Source organism: Serratia sarumanii, from assembly GCF_029962605.1.
GTDB lineage: Bacteria > Pseudomonadota > Gammaproteobacteria > Enterobacterales > Enterobacteriaceae > Serratia > Serratia sarumanii.
The window spans coordinates 3,325,633-3,347,936 of sequence record NZ_CP124750.1 but is presented as its reverse complement, the minus strand read 5'-3'; the positions used below and the strand labels follow the sequence as shown (position 1 = coordinate 3,347,936).

20 protein-coding genes are annotated in these 22,304 nt (G+C 61.0%); 9 read left to right on the top strand and 11 right to left on the bottom strand.

All coding sequences use genetic code 11. The annotated features are described in order from the left end of the window. Window positions 1-61: 61 nt before the first annotated feature. Together SSARUM_RS15925 and SSARUM_RS15920 are read left to right on the top strand one after the other, a co-directional pair. Complete coding sequence (locus SSARUM_RS15925) at window positions 62-1,144, top strand: FecCD family ABC transporter permease (RefSeq protein ID WP_039565094.1); 1,083 nt, start codon at window positions 62-64, stop codon at window positions 1,142-1,144. Further along, window positions 1,141-1,929: an ABC transporter ATP-binding protein gene (locus SSARUM_RS15920; RefSeq protein ID WP_033647994.1), complete on the top strand. Its 789-nt coding sequence runs from the start codon at window positions 1,141-1,143 to the stop codon at window positions 1,927-1,929. Before SSARUM_RS15925 ends, SSARUM_RS15920 begins: the two co-directional genes overlap by 4 nt. A 33-nt stretch (window positions 1,930-1,962) precedes the next feature. Here the strand turns inward: SSARUM_RS15920 and SSARUM_RS15915 are convergent, their stop codons facing one another. The 6 genes from SSARUM_RS15915 to SSARUM_RS15890 form a co-directional block, all read right to left on the bottom strand. Next, a complete protein-coding gene (locus SSARUM_RS15915) occupies window positions 1,963-2,910 on the bottom strand; it encodes a siderophore ABC transporter substrate-binding protein (protein ID WP_039565097.1) in 948 nt (315 codons plus the stop codon). Window positions 2,911-2,965: 55 nt separating this feature from the next. Next, window positions 2,966-4,954: a ligand-gated channel protein gene (locus tag SSARUM_RS15910; RefSeq protein ID WP_039565099.1), complete on the bottom strand. Its 1,989-nt coding sequence runs from the start codon at window positions 4,952-4,954 to the stop codon at window positions 2,966-2,968. Between the two features lie 244 nt (window positions 4,955-5,198). After that, a complete protein-coding gene (locus tag SSARUM_RS15905) occupies window positions 5,199-6,194 on the bottom strand; it encodes an ABC transporter permease (RefSeq protein WP_033648150.1) in 996 nt (331 codons plus the stop codon). Further along, window positions 6,191-7,702 (bottom strand): sugar ABC transporter ATP-binding protein, encoded by a 1,512-nt coding sequence (locus tag SSARUM_RS15900; RefSeq protein WP_033647991.1) that lies wholly within the window; start codon window positions 7,700-7,702, stop codon window positions 6,191-6,193. The genes SSARUM_RS15905 and SSARUM_RS15900 overlap by 4 nt, the downstream gene beginning before the upstream one ends. 157 nt (window positions 7,703-7,859) lie before the next feature. Continuing rightward, window positions 7,860-8,417 (bottom strand): HTH-type transcriptional regulator PuuR, encoded by a 558-nt coding sequence (gene puuR, locus SSARUM_RS15895; RefSeq protein ID WP_016927000.1) that lies wholly within the window; start codon window positions 8,415-8,417, stop codon window positions 7,860-7,862. A 197-nt stretch (window positions 8,418-8,614) separates the two neighbouring features. Beyond that, entirely contained in the window at window positions 8,615-8,899 is a 285-nt protein-coding gene (locus SSARUM_RS15890) for a hypothetical protein (RefSeq protein WP_162091417.1), read from the bottom strand. On the opposite strand from SSARUM_RS15890, the gene SSARUM_RS15885 reads away from it, so the two are divergent. Further along, on the top strand, window positions 8,813-10,231 hold the full coding sequence (locus SSARUM_RS15885; protein WP_033647990.1) for a glutamine synthetase family protein: 1,419 nt from the start codon (window positions 8,813-8,815) through the stop codon (window positions 10,229-10,231). The two genes, SSARUM_RS15890 and SSARUM_RS15885, sit on opposite strands and share 87 nt — an antisense overlap. 534 nt (window positions 10,232-10,765) lie before the next feature. Continuing rightward, the gene (locus tag SSARUM_RS15880) at window positions 10,766-12,133 is read left to right on the top strand and encodes an APC family permease (RefSeq protein ID WP_033647989.1); all 1,368 of its coding nucleotides are present in this window, start codon (window positions 10,766-10,768) and stop codon (window positions 12,131-12,133) included. Window positions 12,134-12,203: 70 nt separating this feature from the next. On the opposite strand, the gene sbcB is transcribed toward SSARUM_RS15880, so the two are convergent. Continuing rightward, on the bottom strand, window positions 12,204-13,631 hold the full coding sequence (sbcB, locus tag SSARUM_RS15875) for an exodeoxyribonuclease I (protein WP_039565104.1): 1,428 nt from the start codon (window positions 13,629-13,631) through the stop codon (window positions 12,204-12,206). Between the two features lie 90 nt (window positions 13,632-13,721). After that, window positions 13,722-13,910: a DNA polymerase III subunit theta gene (locus tag SSARUM_RS15870; protein WP_033635247.1), complete on the bottom strand. Its 189-nt coding sequence runs from the start codon at window positions 13,908-13,910 to the stop codon at window positions 13,722-13,724. Between the two features lie 519 nt (window positions 13,911-14,429). Here SSARUM_RS15870 and SSARUM_RS15865 point away from each other — a divergent pair. After that, window positions 14,430-15,539, top strand: coding sequence for an SDR family oxidoreductase (locus SSARUM_RS15865; RefSeq protein ID WP_048321809.1), 1,110 nt, complete (start codon window positions 14,430-14,432; stop codon window positions 15,537-15,539). 34 nt (window positions 15,540-15,573) lie between these two features. Here SSARUM_RS15865 and SSARUM_RS15860 read toward each other — a convergent pair whose 3' ends face one another. Then, entirely contained in the window at window positions 15,574-16,320 is a 747-nt protein-coding gene (locus tag SSARUM_RS15860) for a S24 family peptidase (RefSeq protein WP_004935623.1), read from the bottom strand. 175 nt (window positions 16,321-16,495) lie between these two features. On the opposite strand from SSARUM_RS15860, the gene SSARUM_RS15855 reads away from it, so the two are divergent. The 3 genes from SSARUM_RS15855 (at window position 16,496) to tmaR (ending at window position 18,904) form a co-directional block, all read left to right on the top strand. After that, complete coding sequence (locus tag SSARUM_RS15855; protein ID WP_060425898.1) at window positions 16,496-17,263, top strand: N-acetylmuramoyl-L-alanine amidase; 768 nt, start codon at window positions 16,496-16,498, stop codon at window positions 17,261-17,263. Window positions 17,264-17,357: 94 nt separating this feature from the next. Beyond that, window positions 17,358-18,425 carry an FUSC family protein gene (locus tag SSARUM_RS15850; RefSeq protein ID WP_060425899.1) on the top strand — a complete coding sequence of 356 codons (1,068 nt, stop codon included), beginning with the start codon at window positions 17,358-17,360 and terminating at the stop codon, window positions 18,423-18,425. A 161-nt stretch (window positions 18,426-18,586) separates the two neighbouring features. Continuing rightward, window positions 18,587-18,904 (top strand): PTS system regulator TmaR, encoded by a 318-nt coding sequence (gene tmaR / locus SSARUM_RS15845; protein ID WP_004935612.1) that lies wholly within the window; start codon window positions 18,587-18,589, stop codon window positions 18,902-18,904. 158 nt (window positions 18,905-19,062) lie between these two features. Here the strand turns inward: tmaR and SSARUM_RS15840 are convergent, their stop codons facing one another. Then, window positions 19,063-19,851 (bottom strand): ABC transporter substrate-binding protein, encoded by a 789-nt coding sequence (locus SSARUM_RS15840; RefSeq protein ID WP_039565109.1) that lies wholly within the window; start codon window positions 19,849-19,851, stop codon window positions 19,063-19,065. Between the two features lie 22 nt (window positions 19,852-19,873). Next, a complete protein-coding gene (locus tag SSARUM_RS15835) occupies window positions 19,874-21,055 on the bottom strand; it encodes a M20 aminoacylase family protein (RefSeq protein ID WP_043147714.1) in 1,182 nt (393 codons plus the stop codon). Window positions 21,056-21,193: 138 nt separating this feature from the next. On the opposite strand from SSARUM_RS15835, the gene SSARUM_RS15830 reads away from it, so the two are divergent. Next, window positions 21,194-22,147 carry a LysR family transcriptional regulator gene (locus SSARUM_RS15830; RefSeq protein ID WP_043147713.1) on the top strand — a complete coding sequence of 318 codons (954 nt, stop codon included), beginning with the start codon at window positions 21,194-21,196 and terminating at the stop codon, window positions 22,145-22,147. Window positions 22,148-22,304: the final 157 nt, after the last annotated feature.

Below are 22,304 nucleotides of genomic sequence, written 5' to 3'. Positions count from 1 at the left end.
GCGGTTTACGGCGGACGCTTTCGCGCCGCTGTCATGATGGTTGTAACAGGTATCTTAACGAATGAGCGTATCCACCGATCCCATGACTGACGCCAAGGGGAAACCCAACGCCGGCGTGATGGGGCGTTATCAGCATATTCTTCGCCATCGCCTGTTGATGATGGGCGTATTGGCACTGGCGATCCTGGGCTCGCTGCTGCTGGATTTCACCATGGGGCCGTCCGGGCTGTCGCTGTCGTCCTTATGGCAAACGCTGCTTGACCCCGCGGCGGCCGATGCCGGCACGCGGGTGATCGTCTGGGACATCCGCTTGCCTTACGCGCTGATGGCGGTGGTGGTGGGGTTTGCGCTCGGCCTGGCCGGGGCGGAAATGCAGACCATCCTGAATAACCCGCTGGCCAGCCCCTTTACCCTCGGTGTGTCTTCCGCCGCGGCCTTTGGTGCCGCGCTGGCGATCGTGCTCGGCATCGGCATTCCGGGCATTCCCGATCAGTGGTTCATCTCCGCCAACGCCTTTATCTTCGCGCTGTTCGCCGCGCTGATGCTCGACGGCATCACGCGCTGGACGCGGGTCGCCACCTCCGGCGTGGTGCTGTTCGGCATCGCGCTGGTGTTTACCTTCAACGCGCTGGTGTCGATGATGCAGTTCATCGCCAGCGAGGACACGCTGCAGGGGCTGGTGTTCTGGACCATGGGCAGCCTGGCGCGCGCCTCGTGGGACAAGCTGGGCATTCTGTTCGGCGTGTTCGCCGTGCTGCTGCCGCTGTCGATGATGAGCTCGTGGAAACTGACCGCGCTGCGCCTGGGTGAAGACCGGGCGGTGAGCTTCGGCATCGACGTGCGCCGTCTGCGGCTGACCACGCTGCTGCGCATCAGCATCCTTTCGGCGCTGGCGGTGGCGTTCGTCGGGCCGATCGGCTTTATCGGCCTGGTGGCGCCGCACATCGCCCGCATGATCTTCGGCGAAGATCACCGTTTCTATCTGCCGGCCAGCGCGCTGATTGGCGCGCTGGTGCTGTCGATGGCCTCGGTGGCGTCGAAAAATCTGGTGCCCGGGGTGATCATTCCGGTGGGCATCGTCACGTCGCTGGTCGGGGTGCCGTTCTTCCTGAGCATTATTCTGCGCCACCGGGGGAACGTATGAGCCAGGGCCTGCGAATAGAACACTTCTCGGCGGGCTACCCGAAGCGCCAGGTGATCGACGATCTCTCGGTGCCGATGCTGCCGCGCGGGCAAATCACCGTGCTGCTGGGGCCGAACGGCAGCGGCAAATCGACGCTGCTGCGCTCGCTGGCCGGGCTGAACCCGGCGCAGGGCAAGCTGTGGCTGGACGACGGCGATCTGATGCAGATGCCGTTCGCCCGTCGGGCGGAGAAAGTGGTGTATTTGCCGCAGTCGCTGCCCGCCGGGGTGCATCTGCACGTGCTGGAGTCGATCATCGTGGCGCAGCGCGCCTCGGGCGGCCGCAGCAACGCCGGCAGCGAAGCGGAAGTGATGGCTTTGCTGGAGCAGTTGGGCATCGCCCACCTGGCGCTGAGCTATCTCGATCAGCTGTCCGGCGGCCAGAAACAGCTGGTGGGGTTGGCGCAGTCGCTGATCCGTCAGCCCTCGCTGCTGCTGCTGGATGAACCGCTGAGCGCGCTCGATCTCAACTATCAATTCCACGTGATGGATTTGGTGCGCCGCGAAACCCGCAAGCGCAACATCGTGACGGTGGTGGTGGTGCACGACATCAACATCGCGCTGCGCCACGGCGACCACGTGCTGATGCTGCAGGATGGCGATCTGATCGCCGACGGCGCGCCGGATCAGGTGATTACGCCGCAGAGCCTGGCGCGAGTCTACGGCGTGCGCGGGCGTATCGAGCGCTGTTCGCAGGGCACGCCGCAGGTGCTGATAGACGGTCTGGTGAACCAGCCGACGATTTAATCCAAGAAAAAGCCCGGCATCGCCGGGCTTTCTTTATCGTGCTGCGTGGTTCAGCGCCTCGCTCACGCGTTCGACGACGTGCTGGGCGGTGACGATGCCGCCGGACAGATACACCTCGGCCGCCGGCAGGTAAACCACCTGGCCTTTTTTCACCGCCGTGGTTTTCTTCAGCGCGGTGCCGGTGAGGATCTTCTGCGGCGCCACCGCGTTCGGCCGCCCGGTCGCGGCGTCTCTGTCGATGACGAACAGCCAGTCCGGATTCAGTTTGGCCACCTGCTCAGGCGTCAGCTTGTTGCCGCGCACGTCTTTTTCGTCGGACTGCAGCGCAGACGCGAAGCCGAGGGCGTCATAGACGAAGCTGAAACGGCTCTTGGGGGCGTAGGCGCTGATCTTGCCGCCGGAGAACAGCACCACCAGCCCGCGCCCGGCCTGAGCGGCCTGCGGTTTGACCGCCGCGATCTGCGCATCCAGCTTATCGACCGCCGCCTGTGCCTGTTGCTGCTTATCGAACAGCTCGCCCAGCTGCAGCGTGCGCTGTTTCAGGCTGCCCAGCTGATCCTGCGGATCGACGGACATGTTCAGCGTCGGCGCCAGCGCGTTCAGCTCGTCATAGGCTTTGGACGCCCGGCCGGCGATCAGGATCAGATCCGGCTTGGCGGCGCGCAGCACGGCCATATCCGGCTCGAACAGGGTGCCGGCATTGAGGTATTTGTCGTCCTGATAGCGCTTCAGGCTATCCGGCAAGTTCTTGCGGTTGCCGGGCAGCGCCAGCGGCTCGACGCCCAACAGCTGCAGCGTTTCCAGCGAGGCGTAATCCAGCACCACGATGCGCTGCGGGTGCTTTTTCACCTCGGTGCTGCCGTTCAGGTGCTGGACGTTGACGGTGGCCGGAGCCACCGGCGCGTCGGTTTTGCTGTGGCAACCCGCCAGCGCCATCGTTGCCAGCAGGGCGATCATCAGGGGGGAGCGGCGTAATCTCATGGGGCTTCCTCACGGTGATGGAATGAAAAGGGCGCGCAGCGCGCGCCCGGGGGCATCAGAAGTTATAGGTCATGCCGACGGTGTAACGGCGGCCGTCCAGCGTGGTGTTGTAGTGGTCGTAATCCACGGTCTTGTCGAGGATGTTGTAGACCCCGCCGGTCAGCTGCAGGTTTTTCGCCGCCTGGTAGCTCAGGCCTGCATCGACGAAGGTGTAGGACGGCGTGCTCTTGGCCATCGAGGTGCGGCTCAGGTAGTCAGAGGTGCGGCTGCGGAAGTTAACGCGCGACCACAGGCTGAGGTCCTGCGTGGCGCGCCAGTCCAGCACGGTGTTCAGCATGTGCTTCGGCATCTGGTTGAGCGCCTTGCCCTGGAACTCGCCGCTCTTCTGTTCGGAAGCGGTGTAGGTGTAGTTGGTGTTCCACTTCCAGTCTTTGTTGATCTGCCAGCCGAAGGTGGCTTCTACGCCGCGCATATTGGCTTTGTCGACGTTGACGCGATCGCTGATAAAGTCGTAGGACGTGCCGCCGATGGTGCAATCCGGCGTGTCTTCGCAGCGGCGCACTTCGGTGATTTTGTCTTTAAAGTCGGTGTTGAAGACCGTCACGCCGGCGTTAACGCCTTTCAGGCTATCCCACATCAGGCCGATTTCTTCGCTCAGGCTCTTCTCTGGCTGCAAATCCGGGTTACCGACGATGATGCCTTTACGCACGCCGCCGCCGGTGACCTGCCCCCAGTTAGGGGAGGATTGGCGCAGATCCGGCGATTTGTAACCGGCGGAGACGCCGCCTTTCAGCGTCCACTGTTCGGTCAGGTGCCAGACGCCGTACATGCGCGGGGTCCAGTGGCTGCCGAAGTTTTCATCCTGATCCATGCGGATGCCGCTGGTCAGGCTGAAGTCGTTGGTCAGCGCCCATTCGTCTTCAGCGAACAATGCCCAGCTCCAGCGCGTCAGCTTGCTGAGACCTTGAGCCGACTCAAGCTGGTTGCCGCCGTCGCCCAGTTTTTCATAGCGGTATTGGCCGCCGAGGTTCAGCATGTGGGAACCCAGCTCGAACTGGTTCTGGGTGTTGAAGATGGTGTTGTAGGCCTTCATGTTACGGCCCGGGTTACCGGTTTCTTCGCGCTGCACGTAGCTGGTGGAGTTGCCGAAGTCATAATAGCCGTTGTGGGTCAGCGAGTAGTTGGTGCGCGTATACAGGCTTTCGCTGCGGGACGTAGGCGAGCATTTGCCTTTGCTGCAGCGCTCCGCCACCACCGATTTGCCCGGCGTGCTGTTGCGATCTTGCAGCGAACGGCCGATTTCGAAGTCGAATTCGTTTTTCTCGTCCGGCGTCAGGGTGAACACCGCGGTGCCGCTGCGCATGCGCTGTTCGTTGTAACCGTTGACGATTTTATCTTCCGCGCGGCGCGACAGCAGGCCGTTGACCCGCAGGCCGAGCAGCCCTTCAACCAGCGGGCCGGAGGCGTAGGCGTTGGTCTGGAACAGATCGCCGGAATCGCGGTTTTCCTGAATGGTGGCGTCGCCGTGCAGCGAGCCTTTCCACTCGGTGCGGGAGGTCTTGCGAGTGATGACGTTGATCACGCCGCCCATGGCGTCGGAGCCGTACAGCGAAGACATCGGCCCGCGCACCACTTCGATGCGCTCGATGGCTTCCATCGGCGGCAGCCAGCCCTGTTCGATGCCGGCGTTGTCGCTGTTCGGACGGGTGCCGCGGGTGTCGACGCGCTTGCCGTCCACCAGGATCAGGGTGTACTTGGAGGACATGCCGCGGATGCTGATGTCACTGCTGCTGGCGCCGCCGGTGATCACCACGCCCGGCACGTCTTTCAGCGCGTCGGTCACGTCGCGATAGGCCTTGTCTTCGATCTGCTGGCGCGGGATCACCGAGATGGAAGCGGCGGAGTCCTGAATTTTTTGCTGGAAGCCGGAGGCGGTGACGACCATGGTGTCCTGGGTGTCGTCCTGCGGCGCGGCCAGCGCGGCGGTGGCGCTGAGTGAGGCGATCACCAGAGCGGCGAGCTTGCTGTAACGTGGCGTTTCCATGAGGTAAACCTTTCCTGGATTGAAGTGAAAGTAATTAACCAATTGAATTTCTAATGAAATTGTTCGTCTTTCGCTGAGAAATGCTTAGCTTCGTCAACGTTGCGTGAGGCTATTGTAAGGATTTTTTTCTGAATGTAAACGCTAATGATAATCCATATCATTTGTATGCTGGTTTTGCTGGCGGGAAAGGTTAACCGGATGAATTAAAGGGAAAAGCGGCGCAGCGGGCGTGCGCCGGGGAGGATCAGCGTTTTTGGATGTAGGTGATGGCCAGCGCCAGCGCCAGCACCAGGCCTTTGATAATGTCCATGGCGTAGTAGGGCACCGACAGCATCACCAGCCCGTTTTGCAGCACGCCGAGGATCACCGCGCCGATCAGAGTGCCGAGCGCATTAGGTTTGCCGGCCCCGGCCAGCGAGAAGCCGATATAGGCCGCCGCCACCGCGTCCATCAGATAGCCGCCGCCGGCGTTGACCTGCGAAGAGCCGATACGTGACGCCAGCAAGATGCCGCCAAGCGCCGCCAGCCAAGAGGAAATGACATAAGCGGCAACCCTGTAACGCACGGTGCGGATGCCCGAAAGGCGCGCCGCCTCGGGGTTGCCGCCGATGGCATACATGCGGCGGCCATGCTTGGTCAACGACAGGAACAGCTGCACCGCCACGGTGACCGCCAGCATGATCAGCACGATCACCGGCACCTGGCCGAGGGCGGAAAACACCTCCGGGATCAGGCCTTCCGCCATGTCGCCATTCGGCAGCACCATGTTTTGGGTGATGGATCCGCCGTAGCTGTAGGTCATCGCCACGCCCTGGATCACGAACAGGCTGGCCAGCGTCGCCAGCATATCGGGAATTCTAAACACCACGATCAGTAGGGCGTTGAACAGGCCGACCAGCGTGCACAGCAGCAGCGTTACCACGATGGCGCCGGTGGTGCCGAACCCGTGCCAGACGAACAGCGAAATTACCAGCGCGTTGGCCAGCGAGGCGGTCGAGCCGACCGACAGATCGAAACCGCCGACCGACAGCGAGATAGAGACGCCGATGGCGATCACCGTCACGATGGCGATCGAACGCAGGATATTGATGATGTTGTTGGCATCGAGGAAGTTGTCCGACGCCAGGCCGAACAGGGCAATCAGCGCCGCCACGGTCAGCAGCATGCCCCATTTGTAGAGGAAATCGAACAGCTGTTGGCGCCAGGGCAGCGCAGGCCGCAGGGCTAATTCTTTACTCACGCAGGGGTTCCTCCGGTGGAATAGAGCAATAAGGTTTCTTCGTCGATGTCGGCGGCGTTCAACTCCGCCACGATGCGGCCGTCCCACAGCACGCAGATGCGATCGCACAGGCCAACCAGTTCGGCGAACTCGCCGGAGGCGTAAACCACGCCCTTGCCGGCGCGCGCCAGGCCGTCGATCAGGCTGAACAGCTCCTGCTTGGCCTTGATGTCCACGCCCTTGGTCGGTTCATCGAAGATCAGCACCTCGGCGTCGCCGCGCAGCCATTTGCCGATCGCCACTTTTTGTTGATTGCCGCCGGACAGGCGCGCCAGCCGCTGTTGCGGGCCCGAGGCGCGAATGTTCAGGCGCTGCATGATCTCGCGCGCCCAGCGCAGCTCTTGTCGCCGGCTGAACAGGCTCCAGCGCGAGAAGCTGTCGTCGGCGCTGACGCTCAGGTTCATCGGGATCGCCTCATCGATGAAAATGCCTTCTTTGCGGCGTTCCTCCGGCACCAGCGCCAGCCCCTGTTCGACCGAGAGATGCGGCGCACGCGGCGCCCAGGGCTGCCCGCGCAGTTCGCCGCGCTCAAGCTGCACGGCGCTGGCGCCGAACAGCGCTTTGCACAGCTCGGTTTTGCCGGCTCCCGCCAGCCCGGCGATGCCGAGAATTTCGCCCTCATGCAGCCGCAGCGAAACGTCGCGCAGCTTGTGGCGATCGCGCAAGCCTTGCACCTGCAGCAGCGTTCGCTCGGCGTGCGGCGGGCGCGGCGGCGGGAAAATATCGTCCAGCCGATGGCCGAGCATCTTCTCGACGATCTGTTCGCCGCTCAGCCCGCGCATGGCGTCTTCGCTGACGCGACGGCCGTCGCGCAGCACCGTCAGCCGATCGCAAATGTCGCTCAGTTCGTGGATGCGGTGGGAAATAAATACGATGCCGATGCCTTCGGATTGCAGGCGGCGAACCACGTTAAACAGGCGCTCGCTCTCGGCGCGATCGAGCGGGGCGGTCGGTTCGTCGAGCACCAGAAAACGGCAGCGGTGCGACAGCGCGCGCGCCAGCAGCACCTGCTGTTTTTCCGCCAGCGTGCAGTCCGCCAGCCGCCTGCGCGGGTTGAGCGGCAGCGCCCATTGCTGCAGCAGCTGCGCGGCGCGGCGGTGCAGTTCCGCCCAGTTCAGCCAATGGCCCGGTTCGTTCAGCCAGTCCAGCATGATGTTTTCCGCCACCGACAGCGTGGGGATCAGCGCGACGTCGACCTCTTGCTGCACCACGTGAATGCCGTGGCGGCGCGCCTGCAGCGGGGAGTGGATCGCCACCGCCTGGCCGTCGATCAGGATCTCGCCGCGATAATGATCGTGGGCGCCGGAGAGGATCGCCATCAGCGTCGACTTGCCCGCGCCGTTGGCGCCGACCAGCGCATGGATTGAACCGCCCTGCAGCGTGAAGTCCACGTCCTGCAGCGCATTGAAGCCGGCGAAGGCGATCGAGATATTGCGCATCTCGAGGCGTGAAGGCGTTGCGGTTGACATAGGGTATTAAGGCCGTTTAGATGTTTAGATGGCTGTTATGCTCTGTTGTAACACAGATTACGCCGTTGGCAACCAACAAAATGGCATAACGGCGGTGGAAAACGCGTTGGCGGGTAGGGGCGCAACCCGCGTCAGGCTGCGCCGGTGCGAGAAGCGCTCAGAAGGTGGTGGGGGTGTGTGCGCTGACGATGCGGCAGATGCGCGCCGAGGTATTGCTGAAGCTGTGCGGAATGCCGGTGTTGATGGCGTAACTCTGGCCGGCGGTCAGGCAGTAGCTCTGGCCGTTGATGGTCAGCACGATCTCGCCCTCCAGCAGGGTGCCGATCTCTTCGCCCTGGTGCTTGATCTTTTCACCGGTGGTGGTGCCGGGCTGGTAGGTTTCCAGCATCATCGCCAGGTTACGCGTCGGGCTGCCGTTGTGCACCAGCTTCATCGACACCCCCTGGCTGCCGATCTCAATCAGATCCTCGGCGTCGATCACCACGCGCGGCTCGTCGACGGCTTCCGGTTCGGCAAAGAATTCAGACAGCGACAGGCCATACACCTTCAGCAGCTTTTGCAGCGTGCTGATGGCCGGGCTGACCTTGTCCTGTTCGATGGTGCTGATCGCACTGTGGGTTAACCCGGACAGTTCGGCGACCCGGCGCTGCGACAAACCCAATTGCTGACGGATCTGCGACAGGCGTTTGCCCGGTGCCAAGCTGGCTTCGCTCATAGCGGTACTTCCTTCTGGTAGGGGCGACAGGCAGACATGAATATCGCTATCGGGCGCCTGTCTGGGCGATAACGATGCTGCATGATATCGGTAGTTAGGGCAGGTTTGGAAAATATATTGCCCATGTTCACTCTCGGTGCGTTGGACGAAATAGTTGACGTAAAAATGGCGGCAAGGCCTTTTCGGTCAATATTTTATCAATTTAGCAGCCGGCGGCGAATAATCAAACAGGATTGTAACATTTGCAAACCTATTCTGTTAAGACTATGTTTCATGGTGTGGATGTTATTTTGAGCGCCCGGCAGCGGCGCAGCCTGGCGAGAAATCCAATCATGTGTTGAATCGAACGGCGGACGGGCGCCAACGCGCCTTAAGAGCATAATGGCGGGTGACATATGCAAACCAATAGCGCAGCAGTTGAACATTTTGCACAGCATCATGAAGAGAGGCGAAGTAGCGCGTTCCAAAATGAGGTTGCTCATTATTTGGAACGCCATCCCGCCACGCAGTATGTCGATATCCTTCTCACCGATCTCAATGGTTCCTTCCGCGGCAAACGCATACCCGTCTCAGGGTTGAAAAAACTGGAAAAAGGCAGCTACTTCCCCGCGTCGGTGTTCGCCATGGACATCCTCGGCAACGTGGTGGAGGAGACCGGCCTTGGGCAAGACCTCGGCGAGCCGGACCGCATTTGCCTGCCGGTACCCGGCTCGCTGACGCCGTCGGCCGCCGATCCGCAGCATATCGGCCAGGTGCTGCTGACCATGCTGGATGAAGATGGCACTCCCTTTGACGTTGAACCCCGCAATGTGTTGAACCGCGTGTGGCAGGCGCTGCGACAGCGCGGCTTGTTCCCGGTGGCAGCGGTAGAGCTGGAGTTTTATCTCATCGATCGGCAGCGCGACGCGGAGGGCGATCTGCAGCCGCCGTGCGCGCCCGGCACCCAGGAGCGCAACACCCAAAGCCAGGTGTACTCCGTCGATAACCTGAACCATTTCGCCGAGGTGCTGAACGACATTGACGCGCTGGCGAAGCTGCAGGGGCTGCCGGCGGACGGCGCGGTGGCGGAGGCGTCGCCGGGGCAGTTCGAGGTCAACCTGCGTCATACCGACGATATTTTGCTGGCCTGCGACCACGCGCTGGCGCTGAAACGGCTGGTGCGGCTGGTGGCCGAGAACCACGACATGCACGCCACCTTTATGGCCAAGCCCTACGAGGATCATGCCGGCAGCGGCATGCACGTGCATGTCAGCATGCAGGACGGCGCGGGCAACAACCTGTTCGCCGACGACGAAGGCGAGGATTCGCCACTGCTGAAACAGGCGCTGGCCGGGATGATCACCCTGATGCCGGCGTCGATGGCGCTGCTGGCGCCGAACGTCAACGCCTACCGGCGTTTCCAGCCGGGGATGTATGTGCCGATCCAGGCCGCCTGGGGCCACAACAACCGCACCGTGGCGCTGCGCATTCCCTGCGGCGAACCGGAGAACCATCGGGTGGAGTATCGCGTGGCCGGCGCCGACGCCAATCCATATCTGGTGATGGCGGCGATCCTGGCCGGCATGCTGTACGGGCTGGACAACGCGCTGCCGCTGCCTGAGCCGGTGACCGGCAACGGGCTGGAGCAGGAGGGGCTACCGCTGCCGATCCGCCAGAGCGACGCGCTGTACGAGTTTGAGCATCAGCACGCGCTGACCCACTATCTGGGCGAGCGTTTCACCCAGGTTTATCACGCCTGCAAGACCGACGAACTGCTGCAGTTCGAGCGGCGAGTGACGGAAACCGAGATTGACTGGATGTTGAAAAATGCCTGAATGGGCGTATAAAGTAAGAGGTATGTGCGGCCGACCGGCCTGCCGGTAGTGGATTAATTCGCCTGCCGGGCCGGTTTTCCGTTCGATCGACAAAAAGAATTTGTATTTGAGGGCTTCCGGATCTTGTCATCCGGAGGCATTCTGGTGCAAAATATCTCAAATGCAGATAGCCGACGTTTTAACGCGTCGGTTATTTTTTTTGCATTAAGTTTTACCAACGTAGCGTTTCATACACCAAGCGAGGCCGGACACCGATCCGGATAGATAAATAGTTTCGTGCACGATCAAACAAAACTTTATGGTCGTGACTCATGAGGATTAGAAAGATGGGGCAATTTTTCACTTTAGCACCGGTGCCCGCCGGTTTCCGCTGTGGCCGCAGCGACTATGGAGCAGCCGAGGTTACCTCGACCCGTTATCCAGCTTACAATCCCCTTCTTTTAGAATTAAGTCGCTCGTTGCGAAGTTTCCCCGCAACCTTAAGTCTTGGCGTGTCCGCCATCCGCAAGGCTCAAGGTAAGGGGGGGCTGAACAATGTCCGATAACACCCTCAACGCCGCTCCGGCTCAGCGCACTCAGCTGCGTAAAACCCTGACTTTGGTTCCGGTAGTGATGATGGGCCTGGCTTATCTGCAGCCAATGACCATCTTCGATACCTTCGGCATCGTATCCGGCCTGACCGATGGTCACGTCGCGACCGCGTACGCCTTCGCTCTGCTGGCGATCCTGTTTACCGCCCTGAGCTACGGCAAGCTGGTGAAGAAGTTCCCTTCCGCCGGTTCCGCCTACACTTACGCCCAGAAAGCCATCAGCCCACACGTCGGCTTTATGGTGGGCTGGTCATCGCTGCTGGACTACCTGTTCATGCCGATGATCAACATTTTGCTGGCCAAGATTTACCTGGAAGCGATCTTCCCGGGCGTTCCGTCCTGGATTTTCGTGGCGGTGCTGGTCGGCTTGATGACGATTTTCAACCTGCGCGGCATCAAGCTGGTGGCTAACCTGAACTCCATCATCGTGGTGGTGCAGGTGGCGATCATGATCGTGTTCCTCGGCCTGGTGATCAACGGCGTTTACCACGGCGAAGGCGCCGGTACGCTGGTCAGCAGTCGCCCATTCTGGTCCGATAACGCGCACGTGGTGCCGATGATTACCGGCGCGACCATCCTGTGCTTCTCGTTCCTGGGCTTCGACGGCATCAGCTCGCTGTCTGAAGAGACCAAAGACGCGGAAAAAGTGATCCCGAAAGCCATCTTCCTGACGGCGCTGATCGGCGGCATCATCTTTATCGTGGTGTCTTACTTTGTGCAGCTGTACTTCCCGGACATCTCGCGCTTCAAGGATCCTGACGCGTCGCAGCCTGAAATCATGCTGTACGTGGCGGGCAAATTCTTCCAGTCGGTGATCCTGGTGTTCTCCTGCGTGACGGTATTGGCGTCAGGCATGGCGGCGCACGCGGGCGTTTCGCGTCTGATGTACGTGATGGGCCGCGACGGCGTGTTCCCGACTCGTTTCTTCGGCTATGTACATCCGAAGTGGCGTACACCGGCGCTGAACGTGCTGCTGGTTGGCGCCATCGCGCTGTCCGCCGTGTCGTTTGACCTGGTGACCGCGACCGCGCTGATCAACTTCGGTGCGCTGGTGGCCTTCACCTTCGTCAACCTGTCGGTGATCTCGCAGTTCTATATTCGCGACAAGATGAACCGCACCGTGAAAGACACGTTCAACTACCTGATCCTGCCGGTGCTGGGCGCATTGACCGTCGGCGCGCTGTGGATCAACCTGGAAGCCAGCTCGATGACGCTGGGCCTGGTCTGGGCGGCCATCGGTCTGATCTACCTGGCCTTCGTCACCCGCAGCTTCCGTCTGCCGGTGCCGCAAGCGAGCGAAGACGCCGCCTAAGCGCGAGCCGTCTCCTCAGCCACAAAAAAGGCCGCATTTGCGGCCTTTTCCTTTTCTGCTTGCTGCGGGTTTACCCCACCAACTCTTTGCCGTAATCGAACAGCGCTTTCAGCAGGGCGGTTTTCTCTTTGTCGCCTTCGTGCAGGTTATACAGCGATTCGAGCTGCAGCAGGTAACTCTGCACGCGCTCCGCGCTCAGCGCTTCTTGGCGGTGCTGCAGCCAGCGGCGCTGTTCGGCATCGTCCAGCGTATTCGGGTAGTTGCGCGCGCGGAAGCGGAACAGCAGCTCTTTCATGCGGCCGTCGCTGAAGGCCAGATCCAGCGCCGGCAGGTTCTGCGGCTTGGTCTGCTGGATAATCCTCATCGCCGCCTTGTCGGCGTCGCTGAAGAAGCCGTCATACAGCCGGGCGTCGACGTCGTCGGAGCCTTTGAACGGCTCGGCTTCGGCGAACAGCGCCACCACTTTCTCGCGCACTTCCGGGTGCTGTTTCAGCAGCTGCAGGTTTTGCAGGCAGGCCTGGCGATCGATGCCCAGCCGCTCGGCGTTCTCCGGCAGCAGGGTTTTGGCCGGCGCCAGCACCGGGCATTTGTTGATGTGCACCAGCTTGATCGGCACCGGCGCCTGATCCGGCGCCAGGTCGTCGCGGCGGGTGTACAGCCGTTCACGCAGCTGCTCAGCGCTCAGCGTCAGCAGCGGCGTCATATCGCCGGCGAGATCGCACATGATCACCGCGTTTTTGTTGTCCGGGTGCCAGGCCAACGGCGACACCCAGCTGGTGTTGCCGCGCGCCGCGCCAAACATGCCGGAGACGTGCACCAGCGGCGTCATTTCGGCGACGTCGATCAGGGCGTTCAGCTTGTGCTTGTTGCGGTGCTGCAACAGGAAATCGAACAGCCGCGGCTGCGCCTGCTTGACCAGCTTGGCCATGGTGATGGTGGCGTAAACGTCCGACATTGCGTCGTGAGCCTGCGTGTGCTCGACGCCGTTGGCGCGCGTGAGATGCTCCAGGCGGAAGCTGGGGAAGCCGTCTTCGTTTTCCGGCCAGACGATGCCGTCCGGGCGCAGGGCGTAGCAGGCGCGCATCACATCCAGCAGATCCCAGCGCGAGTTGCCGTTTTGCCAGCTGTAGGCATAGGGATCGTAGAAGTTGCGATAGAAGATATTGCGGCTCACTTCGTCATCGAAACGGATGTTGTTGTAACCGAGAATGCAGGTGCCGGCCACGCTGAAGGCCTGGTGGATTTGGCGGGTGAATTCGGCTTCGTTAACGCCTTTGGCGCGCGCCACCTGCGGCGTGATGCCGGTGATCATCACCGCCTCGGGTTCCGGCAGGTAGTCGTCGGCCGGGGCGCAGTAGATGACCAGCGGCTCTTCGATAATGTTGAAATCCATATCGGTGCGCACGCCGGCAAACTGCGCCGGGCGGTCCAGCGACGGGCTTTTGCCGAAGGTTTCGTAATCGTGAATATAAAATGTGGCCGTTGCCTTGCTGCTCAAAATCGCGTCTCTTTAGTGGCGGATACAATATGCTCCTATTGTAACGGCGTAGGGAGCGATGCCAAGCGACGGTTAGCGAAATGCGCGCAATTACGCACGGCGATAGTAATCCAGCCGTTGATGAAAGTAGGGGAGCAGGTGGTCGGGGATCTGTCGTTCCGTTTCCGCCTGGGTCGAGGCGATGCCGTAGCGCTCATTGTAGATCACGCTGATGGCCAGCAAATCGGTTTCTATTTTTTCGCGTTGTGCCTGCGGTAAGCTATCCAGCTTTCGAGCCATCGTTATCTCCCTGTTAACCTTAGGGCATAATAGGATCGTTAGCGGGTCTTGTCCCTACCCATTCCGGGGGGCGCTTGATGCCTGTGAGCTGGGTTGCGTGCAAGGGGGCTGGCTGTGGCGAGCGGCGAGCTCGCTCTCCGTGTGGTGAGCCTGGAAGCGACCCGCCCGGTTATACAGCGAACAGGCGCCGCTTATCACCGCCCCCCAAAACAGGGCGCACAGCAGCAAAACCCCCAACCAGATTTTTTGGTTATAGGTCATAAGTCCTCCACGGACGATAAGAGAAATAACATTGACCGCTAAATTAAATCAGGCGCTACATCAATGGTATTTAAACGGCAGAGATTAATCATAAAATAGATGAGATTCTTTTGTTACTAAATCCACGTTGGATGTATCAAAAGATTCCTTAAGATAATATTAAGAGAAGTGATTTCTGGCGCCGTAATTCTATTTAATATTTGTTTAAATACCCGCAGATACAATCTCCCACATTCAATACCAATGTGGATGACAATTATGAAAACGCTACTGTTGACCGGCGCTACCGGCTTTTTGGGTGGTGCGGTTCTCGAGAAGTTATTGATTGAAAATCAGTCTGTTAATTATCTTTTGTTGGTGCGTGCCGATGATGCGCAACAAGGGCTGGCCCGTATTCGTGCGAATATGGAAAAGTTTAATATCGACGCGAACCTGCTGTCTAAAATTACGATAGAAAATATATTGTTGGGCGACCTTTCCGAGCCGGCCGACTTTTTAACTGACGCACGTATTAACAAAGTCACGCACGTTATTAACTGCGCGGCCGTTGCTTCATTTGGTAATAACCCGCTCATTTGGAAGGTAAACGTAGAAGGCACTCTGGCCTTTGCCGAAAGAATGGCGCAGGTGCCGGGATTAAAACGTTTCCTGCACGTCGGTACCGCCATGTCCTGTTCGCCGGAGCCGGGTTCGCTGGTGGCGGAGAGCGGCGAGTTTGAGGAAGACGCCGAGCATCTGGTGGAATACACCCGTTCCAAATCCACCATCGAACAGCTGATGCGCCAGCGCTGCCCGCAACTGCCGCTGACCATCGCTCGTCCGTCGATCGTGGTGGGGCACACCCGCCTGGGCTGCCAGCCTTCCAGCAGCATTTTCTGGGTGTTCGGCATGGCGCTGATGCTGCGCAAATTCATGTGCTCGCTGCAGGACAATATCGATGTGATCCCGGCGGACTACTGCGCGGATGCGCTGGTGATGCTGATGAACAGCGAAACGTTGGAGAACGACGTTTATCACATCTCCGCCGGTGAGGAGAGCAGCGTCAGCTTTGCCGAAATCGACCGCGCCATGGCGGCGGCGCTGGAAAAGGCGCCGGTGGGCGATGAGTATGCGCAGGTGACCTATGACGCGCTGGTGAAAATGCGCCGCCAGCTGAAAGACATTTTCGGCCCGTGCAACGAGCGGCTGATGCTCAAGGCGATGCGCCTGTACGGATCGTTCGCCATGCTCAACGTGCGTTTCAGCAACGAAAAGATCCTCAAGCTGGGCATGCCGAAGCCGCCGCGCTTTACCGACTATATCGCCGGCTGCGTGCAGTCGACCCGCGGGCTGTCTATCCAGCAGCAGATGGTGGTGGACTTCAAATAACCGCCGGGCGCAACGGGCGCCCGAGGTTGCTCCGCTACCAGGACGAAGAGGACCAGAAGACGCGGCCGAGCACCACCAGTTGCTCCTTGCGCTGCTGATAGCTGAGATGCTCGTCCTGGTACTCTTCCCGGTTGAGGGAGCGGATGACGACGCCGCCGTCCGGCTGCTCGATCAGCACCTTCACCCGCAGCAAATTGCCGTGGCGGATGGCGTAGGTCTTGCCTTCGCGGATGCGCGTATCGTCGGTGTTGATGCCGACCACGTCGCCGTCCTGCAGACGCGGTTCCATGCTGGAGCCGGAGATGCGGATAATGCGCGCGGCGTTGACCGCCACCCCCATCTTGTGCAGATAGTAACGGCGGAAGATCAGCGAAAACTCCTCGCGATCGACGATTTCGTAGCAGCCGTCGCCGGCGGAAAAATCGATATCCAGCAGCGGGATCTCCACAAACTCTTCCTTGTCTTGTTCGGTATCTTCCCATACCACCGGTTTCAAACGGGCGGGCTGGAAGTCCGACTCCGCTGCCACGTTGTCAAACGGGCGTACCAGCTGCTTTTCGTGAAACACGTCGAACCAGCCCTTGGGCAAATTCAGCCGGGCCTCGATCCGCCTGGCCAGATTGTCGCCAAGATTGCGAGAGGATTTTTCCCCGATGATTTGGCTCAGCGTCGGCGCGGAAGACTCAACCAGCGTGGCGAATTCATTCTGGTTGACGCCTTGCCGGGCGTAGCGGGCCATCAATTCGCGCAGATTGTTGCGCCTGATTTCTTTAGTTTCCATCGTGCCATGATCGCACTCTTTAGCAAAAAGGTAAATAACGGTTTTGCTAAAAAACGCTTGCGCATAATTTAGCAATTAGCTAAAACAAAAGGGTGAGCCAAAGGTTCACCTGTGCGGGGCGGCCTGTCATGATGAGGGGCCGCTCAGTGAAATCAAGCGAGAGAGGGACTTTACGATGTACAAGATTGATTACAATAGCTACCGATCGGTCGCCAGCTTCGGCCACCGCGTGCGTTTTCTGGTGCTGCACTACACGGCGCAAAACTTCGCCGACTCGGTGAAGTCGTTGACCGGAAAATCGGTCAGCGCACACTATCTGGTGCCGGATCCGACCGAAGCCACCTATCAGGCCGCCGGCTTCAGCGGCGTGCGCATTTTCAACCTGGTGGACGAGAACGAGCGCGCCTGGCATGCTGGCGCCAGCCAGTGGGGCACCCGCAGCAATATCAACGACACCTCGATCGGCATCGAGATCGTCAATCTGGCGAGCGGCGACGGTGGAAACATCACCTTCCCGCCGTTCAACCCGCAGCAGATCGAGGCGGTCACCCAGCTGGCGCAGAATATCCTGCAGCGTTATCCGGACATCTCGCCGGTGAACGTGGTGGCGCACTCCGACATCGCGCCGGGCCGCAAGAGCGATCCGGGCCCGCAGTTCCCGTGGCAGCAGCTGTATCAGGCCGGCGTCGGCGCCTGGTATGACGAAGCGACCAAGCAGCAGCGCCAGCAGGAATACTGCCGCCAGGGCCTGCCGGCGCAGGCCGAGCTACGTAAACTGTTCGCCCAATACGGCTACGACACCTCGGCGGCGAACACCGCAGAAGGCTATCGCCAGCTGGTGCGCGCATTCCAACTGCACTTCCGCCAGCAGAAGTATGACGGCGTGATGGATGTCGAAACCGCCGCCGCTCTGCGCGCGTTGGTCGACAAGTACGCCGCCTGAGCCTGACCGCGAATGGGGGACGCCTCATTCGCCTTTTCCTTGCCGGGCTTCCTCCGCTAAAATAGCGGCCTGGCTGGTCTTTATCGGAGGCATCGTGCGCCTCGATCGAAAAATCTCTTCCCTTGAATTGCTGACCTATCGGCACTATCGCATCGTTCACGGCGTGCGCATCGGGCTGGCGTTTATTCTGACCTTTCTGCTGATCCGCCTGCTGGCGGTGCCTGAAGGCACCTGGCCGCTGATCACCCTGGTGGTGGTGATGGGGCCGATCTCGTTTTGGGGCAACGTGCTGCAGCGGGCGCTGCAACGCATTGCCGGCACGGTATTCGGCGCCACGTCCGGCCTGATTGCCCTGTATCTGGAACTCTATTCGCTGCCGCTGATGCTGGCTTGGTGCGGCGTGGTGATGTTCGTCTGCGGTTACCTGACGCTCGGCAAGCGGCCGTATATGGCGCTGTTGGTGGGGATCACGCTGGCGGTGGTGTGCGGCGCGGGCGCCGGCGACATGCACACCGCGCTGTGGCGCAGCGGCGACGTGATCTTCGGCTCGCTGCTGGCGCTGCTGTTCACCAGCATCTACCCACAGCGCGCCTATATTCTGTGGCGCATGCAGATGGCGGACTGCCTGCAAACCGCCACCCGCATCTACGGCGCGTATTTTTCGCCGAACGTTATCGAGCGGCCGCGGCTGGAGCCGCAGCTCAAGGATCTGTTGAATCAGGTGGTGAAGCTGCGCAGCCTGATCGTGCCCGCCAGTAAGGAAACCCGCATCCCCAAAGCGGTGTTCGAGGCGGTGCAAACCCTCAGCCGCAATCTGGTATGCACGCTGGAGCTGATGGCCGACGCCTACTGGGCCTCGCGCGAAACGCACTTCATCATGTTGAACGCCCGCACGCTGCGCAGCACCCAACTGCTGACGCTGAGTTCGCTGGAATCGCTGGCGGTGCTGATGCGCGAAGGGCCGCAGGAACAGCGGCAGGCGGCGGTGGGGCAGCTGGCGGAGATTGCCGACGAGCTGAAAACGCTGATGCAGGAGGTCAGCCTCGGCCAGCACGGCGAAGCGCCGATTTACGGCTATGTCTGGCTCAGCATGGAGCTGGCGCAGCAGTTGGAAGAGCTGGGGGATCTGCTCCTGGTCTGCACCGCCGCCGGGCGCGAATAAGGGGGTCAGATCATGAAGGCGGCGCTTTGGGTTTTGGCCGCCGGGGCAAAGTGGGTAAGATAAGGCAATCACTGTTGTGCCGGACCGCCACAAACCTGTATCTTGGTGCCATGTGGCCGTAAGCAAATGAATCTGTGTATTACTAAAGCAAGGGTATAAAGATGGATAATGCAAATAAGCCGAGTTTCCAGGACGTGCTGGAGTTTGTGCGTATGTTCCGCCGCAAAAACAAACTGCAACGCGAGATCGTCGACAACGAAAAGAAAATTCGTGATAACCAGAAGCGCGTGCTGCTGCTCGACAACCTGAGTGAGTACATCAAGCCCGGCATGAGCATTGAAGACATTCAGGGCATCATCGCCAACATGCGCAGCGACTACGAAGATCGCGTTGATGACTACATCATCAAAAATGCCGATCTGTCCAAAGAGCGCCGCGAGCTGTCCAAAAAGCTGAAAGCGATGGGCGAAGTGAAGTAACCCGCTTTAGCGGGCCGGGCGTCCTGCCTGGCTCGCATCCTTATCCCGCCCGATTTTCCGTTCTTGCCGACACTGCCGTTTCCGTTGGGGCGTTCCCCGGCGGCCGAAGGCGCCTCCCCATCCTGCAGGATCTGCAGGTGACCGCCGGGGAACGCTGGTTACTGCTCCGCACCGTACATGTCGAAGTCGAAATACTTGTCGTTGATTTTCTTGTAAGTGCCGTTGGCGCGGATCGCCTGCAGCGCGGTGTTGAAGGCGTTCAGCAGCGCGGTATCCTCTTTGCGCACCCCGATGCCGTCGCCGACGCCGAAGTATTTGCTGTCGTTCAGTTCGGCGCCGATAAAGGCGAAATCTTTGCCGCCGGGCGTTTTGAAGAACTCGCTGGCGCTGACGCTGGCCAGCAGCGACGCATCCAGCCGGCCGTTGGCCAGATCTTCGTTCACCTCCTGCTGGCTTTGGTAGGCGACCACGTTAACGCCGGCCGGGCGCCACAGCGCGTTGGCGTAGGCCTCCTGGCTGGAACCTTGCTGCACGCCGACCGATTTGCCCTTCAGCGAGGCAGCGGTAGGCTGCAGGCTGCTGCCCTTATGCGCCACCAGCCGTGCCGGGGCGTTGGAGACCTTGCTGGAGAAGGCGATCTGCTGCTGGCGCTGCGGCGTGATGGTCATCGACGAGGCGATGGCGTCGAACTTCTTCGCCTGCAGGCCGGGGATCATGCCGTCCCAGCTGCTTTCCACCCACACGCATTTGGCCTGCATCTGGTCGCACAGCGCCTGGGCGATATCGACGCCGAAGCCGGTCAGCTTGCCCTGCGGGTTTTTATATTCCAGCGGCGGAAAGGTGGGATCGATGCCCAGCTTGATCACCTTGCCGCTGAATTCGCCGCTCAGCGCGGGAAAGCTCGCGGCCAGCGGCAGCAACAACAACAGCCCTTTGATGGTTTTCATGTCATTTCCTCAGCGTTGGCGATTAAACTGTGGGGCGAGCCAAAAAGCGCTCGACCAATTTGACCCAGTAGGTGGCGCCTACCGACAGGTTGTCGTCATTGAAGTCATAGCCGGGGTTGTGCAGGGAATTGCCCGGCGTGGCGGGGCCGTTGCCGATCGAGATGTAGCTGCCTGGGCATTTCTCCAGCATAAAGGCGAAATCTTCGCTGGCGGTGAACGGCCGCAGCGTGGGGATAACCTGGCTCTCTCCGGCCCAGTCCAGCGCCACCGCGCGCGCCAGCTCGGTTTCTGCCGGGTGGTTCACCAGCACCGGGTAGCCGTGCCGGTAGTCGATCTCCGCGCGGGCGCCGAAGCTGGCGGCCTGCGCCGTGACCAGCTCGGTGATGCGTTGTTCCAGCCGCGCGCGCACCACCGCCGTCAGCGCGCGCACGCTGAGCGTCAGGGTGGCGGTCGCCGGGATTACGTTGGCGGCCTGGCCGGCCTGCATCGCTCCCACGGTGACGATCGCCGTTTCCTGCGGATCGATATTGCGCGCCACGATGGTTTGCAGGCTCATGACGATGGCCGCGCAGGCCACCACCGGATCGACGGTGCTCTGCGGCACCGCGCCGTGGCCGCCGTGGCCGTGCAGGGTGATGTGCACCGTATCGGCCGAGCACATCAAGGGGCCGCTGGCGAAGCCCAGTTGGCCGGTGGGGAAGCCGGGCACGTTGTGCATGGCGAACACCGCGTCGCAGGGGAAGCGCTCAAACAGGCCGTCTTCAATCATCACTCTGGCGCCGCCGCCGCCTTCTTCCGCCGGCTGAAAGATCAGGTGCAGCGTGCCGCTGAAGTTCGGCTGCCGCGCCAGACAGCGCGCCGCCGCCAGCAGCATGGCGGTATGCCCGTCGTGGCCGCAGGCGTGCATCACCCCAGAATGGGTGCTGGCGTGCGGCAAACCGGTCGTTTCGGCAATCGGCAGGGCATCCATATCGGCGCGGATGCCGAGCGATTTTCCTGGCCCGCGCTGTAATGTGGCGACAACGCCGGTTTGTCCTACGCCGCGCGTGACGCGGTAACCCCATTCCGCCAGCCGCTGCGCCACCAGATCCGACGTCGCGAACTCTTGGAAGCCCAGCTCCGGGTGGGCGTGAATGTGGCGGCGAAGCGCGACCATCTCATCATGAACGGCGGCGATCTCAGGCAGTACGAGTGAAGGGCTCATCACGGTCTCCGGCAAAGGATCCCGGCCAACGGGCGGGGAATGGGGCAGAGGGATAGGCATCGAGACTAGCAAACTCCGTTTTTGCCGGGTAGCCGCCGTTCGGTTATGCTGACAACCGATGATTGTCAGGAGGTGAACATGAAACTACACCAACTGCAGGCGCTGGTGGCCAGCGCCGACAGCGGCAGCATTCGCGCGGCGGCGCGGCATCTGGGGCTGTCGCAGGCGGCGGTGACCCGCGCGCTGCGCGAACTGGAGCAGGAACAGGCGCTGCCGCTGCTGATCCGCACCCCAACCGGGCTGGGCTTTACCCCCTACGGCAAAACCCTGCTGGCGCACGCCCGGCTGGTGCTGAACCAGCTGGAGCAAGCGCAAGGGGAAATGGCGGCGCTGCGCGGGCGAACGGCGGATCTGGTCAAGGCGGCGATCACCCCCTGGCTGATGCTGACGGTGCTGCCGCCGGCGGTGATGGCGTTTCGCAGCAAGGTGCCGGCGGTGCGGCTGGAACTGTCGGAAAGCCTGATGGCCAATGCCCAGTCGCAGCTGCGCGAGGGCACGATGGACTTTGCCATCACGCCGCTGCCGGCGTCGTCGGCGCCGCAGGAGTTCCACTGCGAGCCGCTGCTGGAGTATGAAACGGTGTACATGGTGCGGCGCGGCCACCCGCTGGCGCACAGTACCTCGCTGCATCAGCTGCTGGAGCAGGATTGGGTGATGAGCTATACCTCGGAAAGTTTCGATGCGCTGCTCGACGAGGTGTTTCACCGCCACGGCGCGCGCCTGCCGCGCCAGCGCATTATCCAGGCGCATTCGTTCGGCATGCTGCAGGCGTTGGTGGAGTCCGCCGAGATGTGCACCTGGTGCCCGCGGCCGATCGTCGCGCTGCCGCAGTTCGCCTCCCGCGTGCAGCCGCTGGCGCTGCGGGAGAGCTGCCGGCCGGCGCAGCTGAATATCGTCACCCGGCGCAACAGCATTCTGAGCGCCGCCGCCCATGCGTTTATCGACACGCTGGTGCGCACCCTGCGCCAGCAGGCGCGATCGTCGCGGCCGGAAGATCGTCAGATCTACGATCGCGTGCGCCTGCTGATGTAGCGGATCTCCCCGGATCGCCGATCCCGTAAATGGGATCGCGATCCGCATTTGTAGCATTTTTAGCCGCAATGTTAACGATATGTGATTTCGCTCAAATAATTATTTTTGCAGCTTTGGTTATATGTCGCTCTATGTTCACGTTGTCATTTTTAGTTTT

Excerpts from the sequence above, each read along its gene's own strand:
- SSARUM_RS15830 (WP_043147713.1), top strand. The coding sequence starts at position 21,194 with ATGAAACTACACCAACTGCAGGCGCTGGTGGCCAGCGCCGACAGCGGC.
- SSARUM_RS15865 (WP_048321809.1), top strand. The coding sequence starts at position 14,430 with ATGAAAACGCTACTGTTGACCGGCGCTACCGGCTTTTTGGGTGGTGCG.
- SSARUM_RS15925 (WP_039565094.1), top strand. The coding sequence starts at position 62 with ATGAGCGTATCCACCGATCCCATGACTGACGCCAAGGGGAAACCCAAC.
- puuR (WP_016927000.1), bottom strand. The coding sequence starts at position 8,417 with ATGAGCGAAGCCAGCTTGGCACCGGGCAAACGCCTGTCGCAGATCCGT.
- SSARUM_RS15860 (WP_004935623.1), bottom strand. The coding sequence starts at position 16,320 with ATGGAAACTAAAGAAATCAGGCGCAACAATCTGCGCGAATTGATGGCC.
- SSARUM_RS15835 (WP_043147714.1), bottom strand. The coding sequence starts at position 21,055 with ATGAGCCCTTCACTCGTACTGCCTGAGATCGCCGCCGTTCATGATGAG.
- SSARUM_RS15855 (WP_060425898.1), top strand. The coding sequence starts at position 16,496 with ATGTACAAGATTGATTACAATAGCTACCGATCGGTCGCCAGCTTCGGC.
- SSARUM_RS15900 (WP_033647991.1), bottom strand. The coding sequence starts at position 7,702 with ATGTCAACCGCAACGCCTTCACGCCTCGAGATGCGCAATATCTCGATC.
- SSARUM_RS15910 (WP_039565099.1), bottom strand. The coding sequence starts at position 4,954 with ATGGAAACGCCACGTTACAGCAAGCTCGCCGCTCTGGTGATCGCCTCA.
- SSARUM_RS15920 (WP_033647994.1), top strand. The coding sequence starts at position 1,141 with ATGAGCCAGGGCCTGCGAATAGAACACTTCTCGGCGGGCTACCCGAAG.
- SSARUM_RS15870 (WP_033635247.1), bottom strand. The coding sequence starts at position 13,910 with ATGGCTCGAAAGCTGGATAGCTTACCGCAGGCACAACGCGAAAAAATA.
- SSARUM_RS15915 (WP_039565097.1), bottom strand. The coding sequence starts at position 2,910 with ATGAGATTACGCCGCTCCCCCCTGATGATCGCCCTGCTGGCAACGATG.
- SSARUM_RS15880 (WP_033647989.1), top strand. The coding sequence starts at position 10,766 with ATGTCCGATAACACCCTCAACGCCGCTCCGGCTCAGCGCACTCAGCTG.
- tmaR (WP_004935612.1), top strand. The coding sequence starts at position 18,587 with ATGGATAATGCAAATAAGCCGAGTTTCCAGGACGTGCTGGAGTTTGTG.
- SSARUM_RS15890 (WP_162091417.1), bottom strand. The coding sequence starts at position 8,899 with ATGAGCAACCTCATTTTGGAACGCGCTACTTCGCCTCTCTTCATGATG.
- SSARUM_RS15840 (WP_039565109.1), bottom strand. The coding sequence starts at position 19,851 with ATGAAAACCATCAAAGGGCTGTTGTTGTTGCTGCCGCTGGCCGCGAGC.
- SSARUM_RS15885 (WP_033647990.1), top strand. The coding sequence starts at position 8,813 with ATGCAAACCAATAGCGCAGCAGTTGAACATTTTGCACAGCATCATGAA.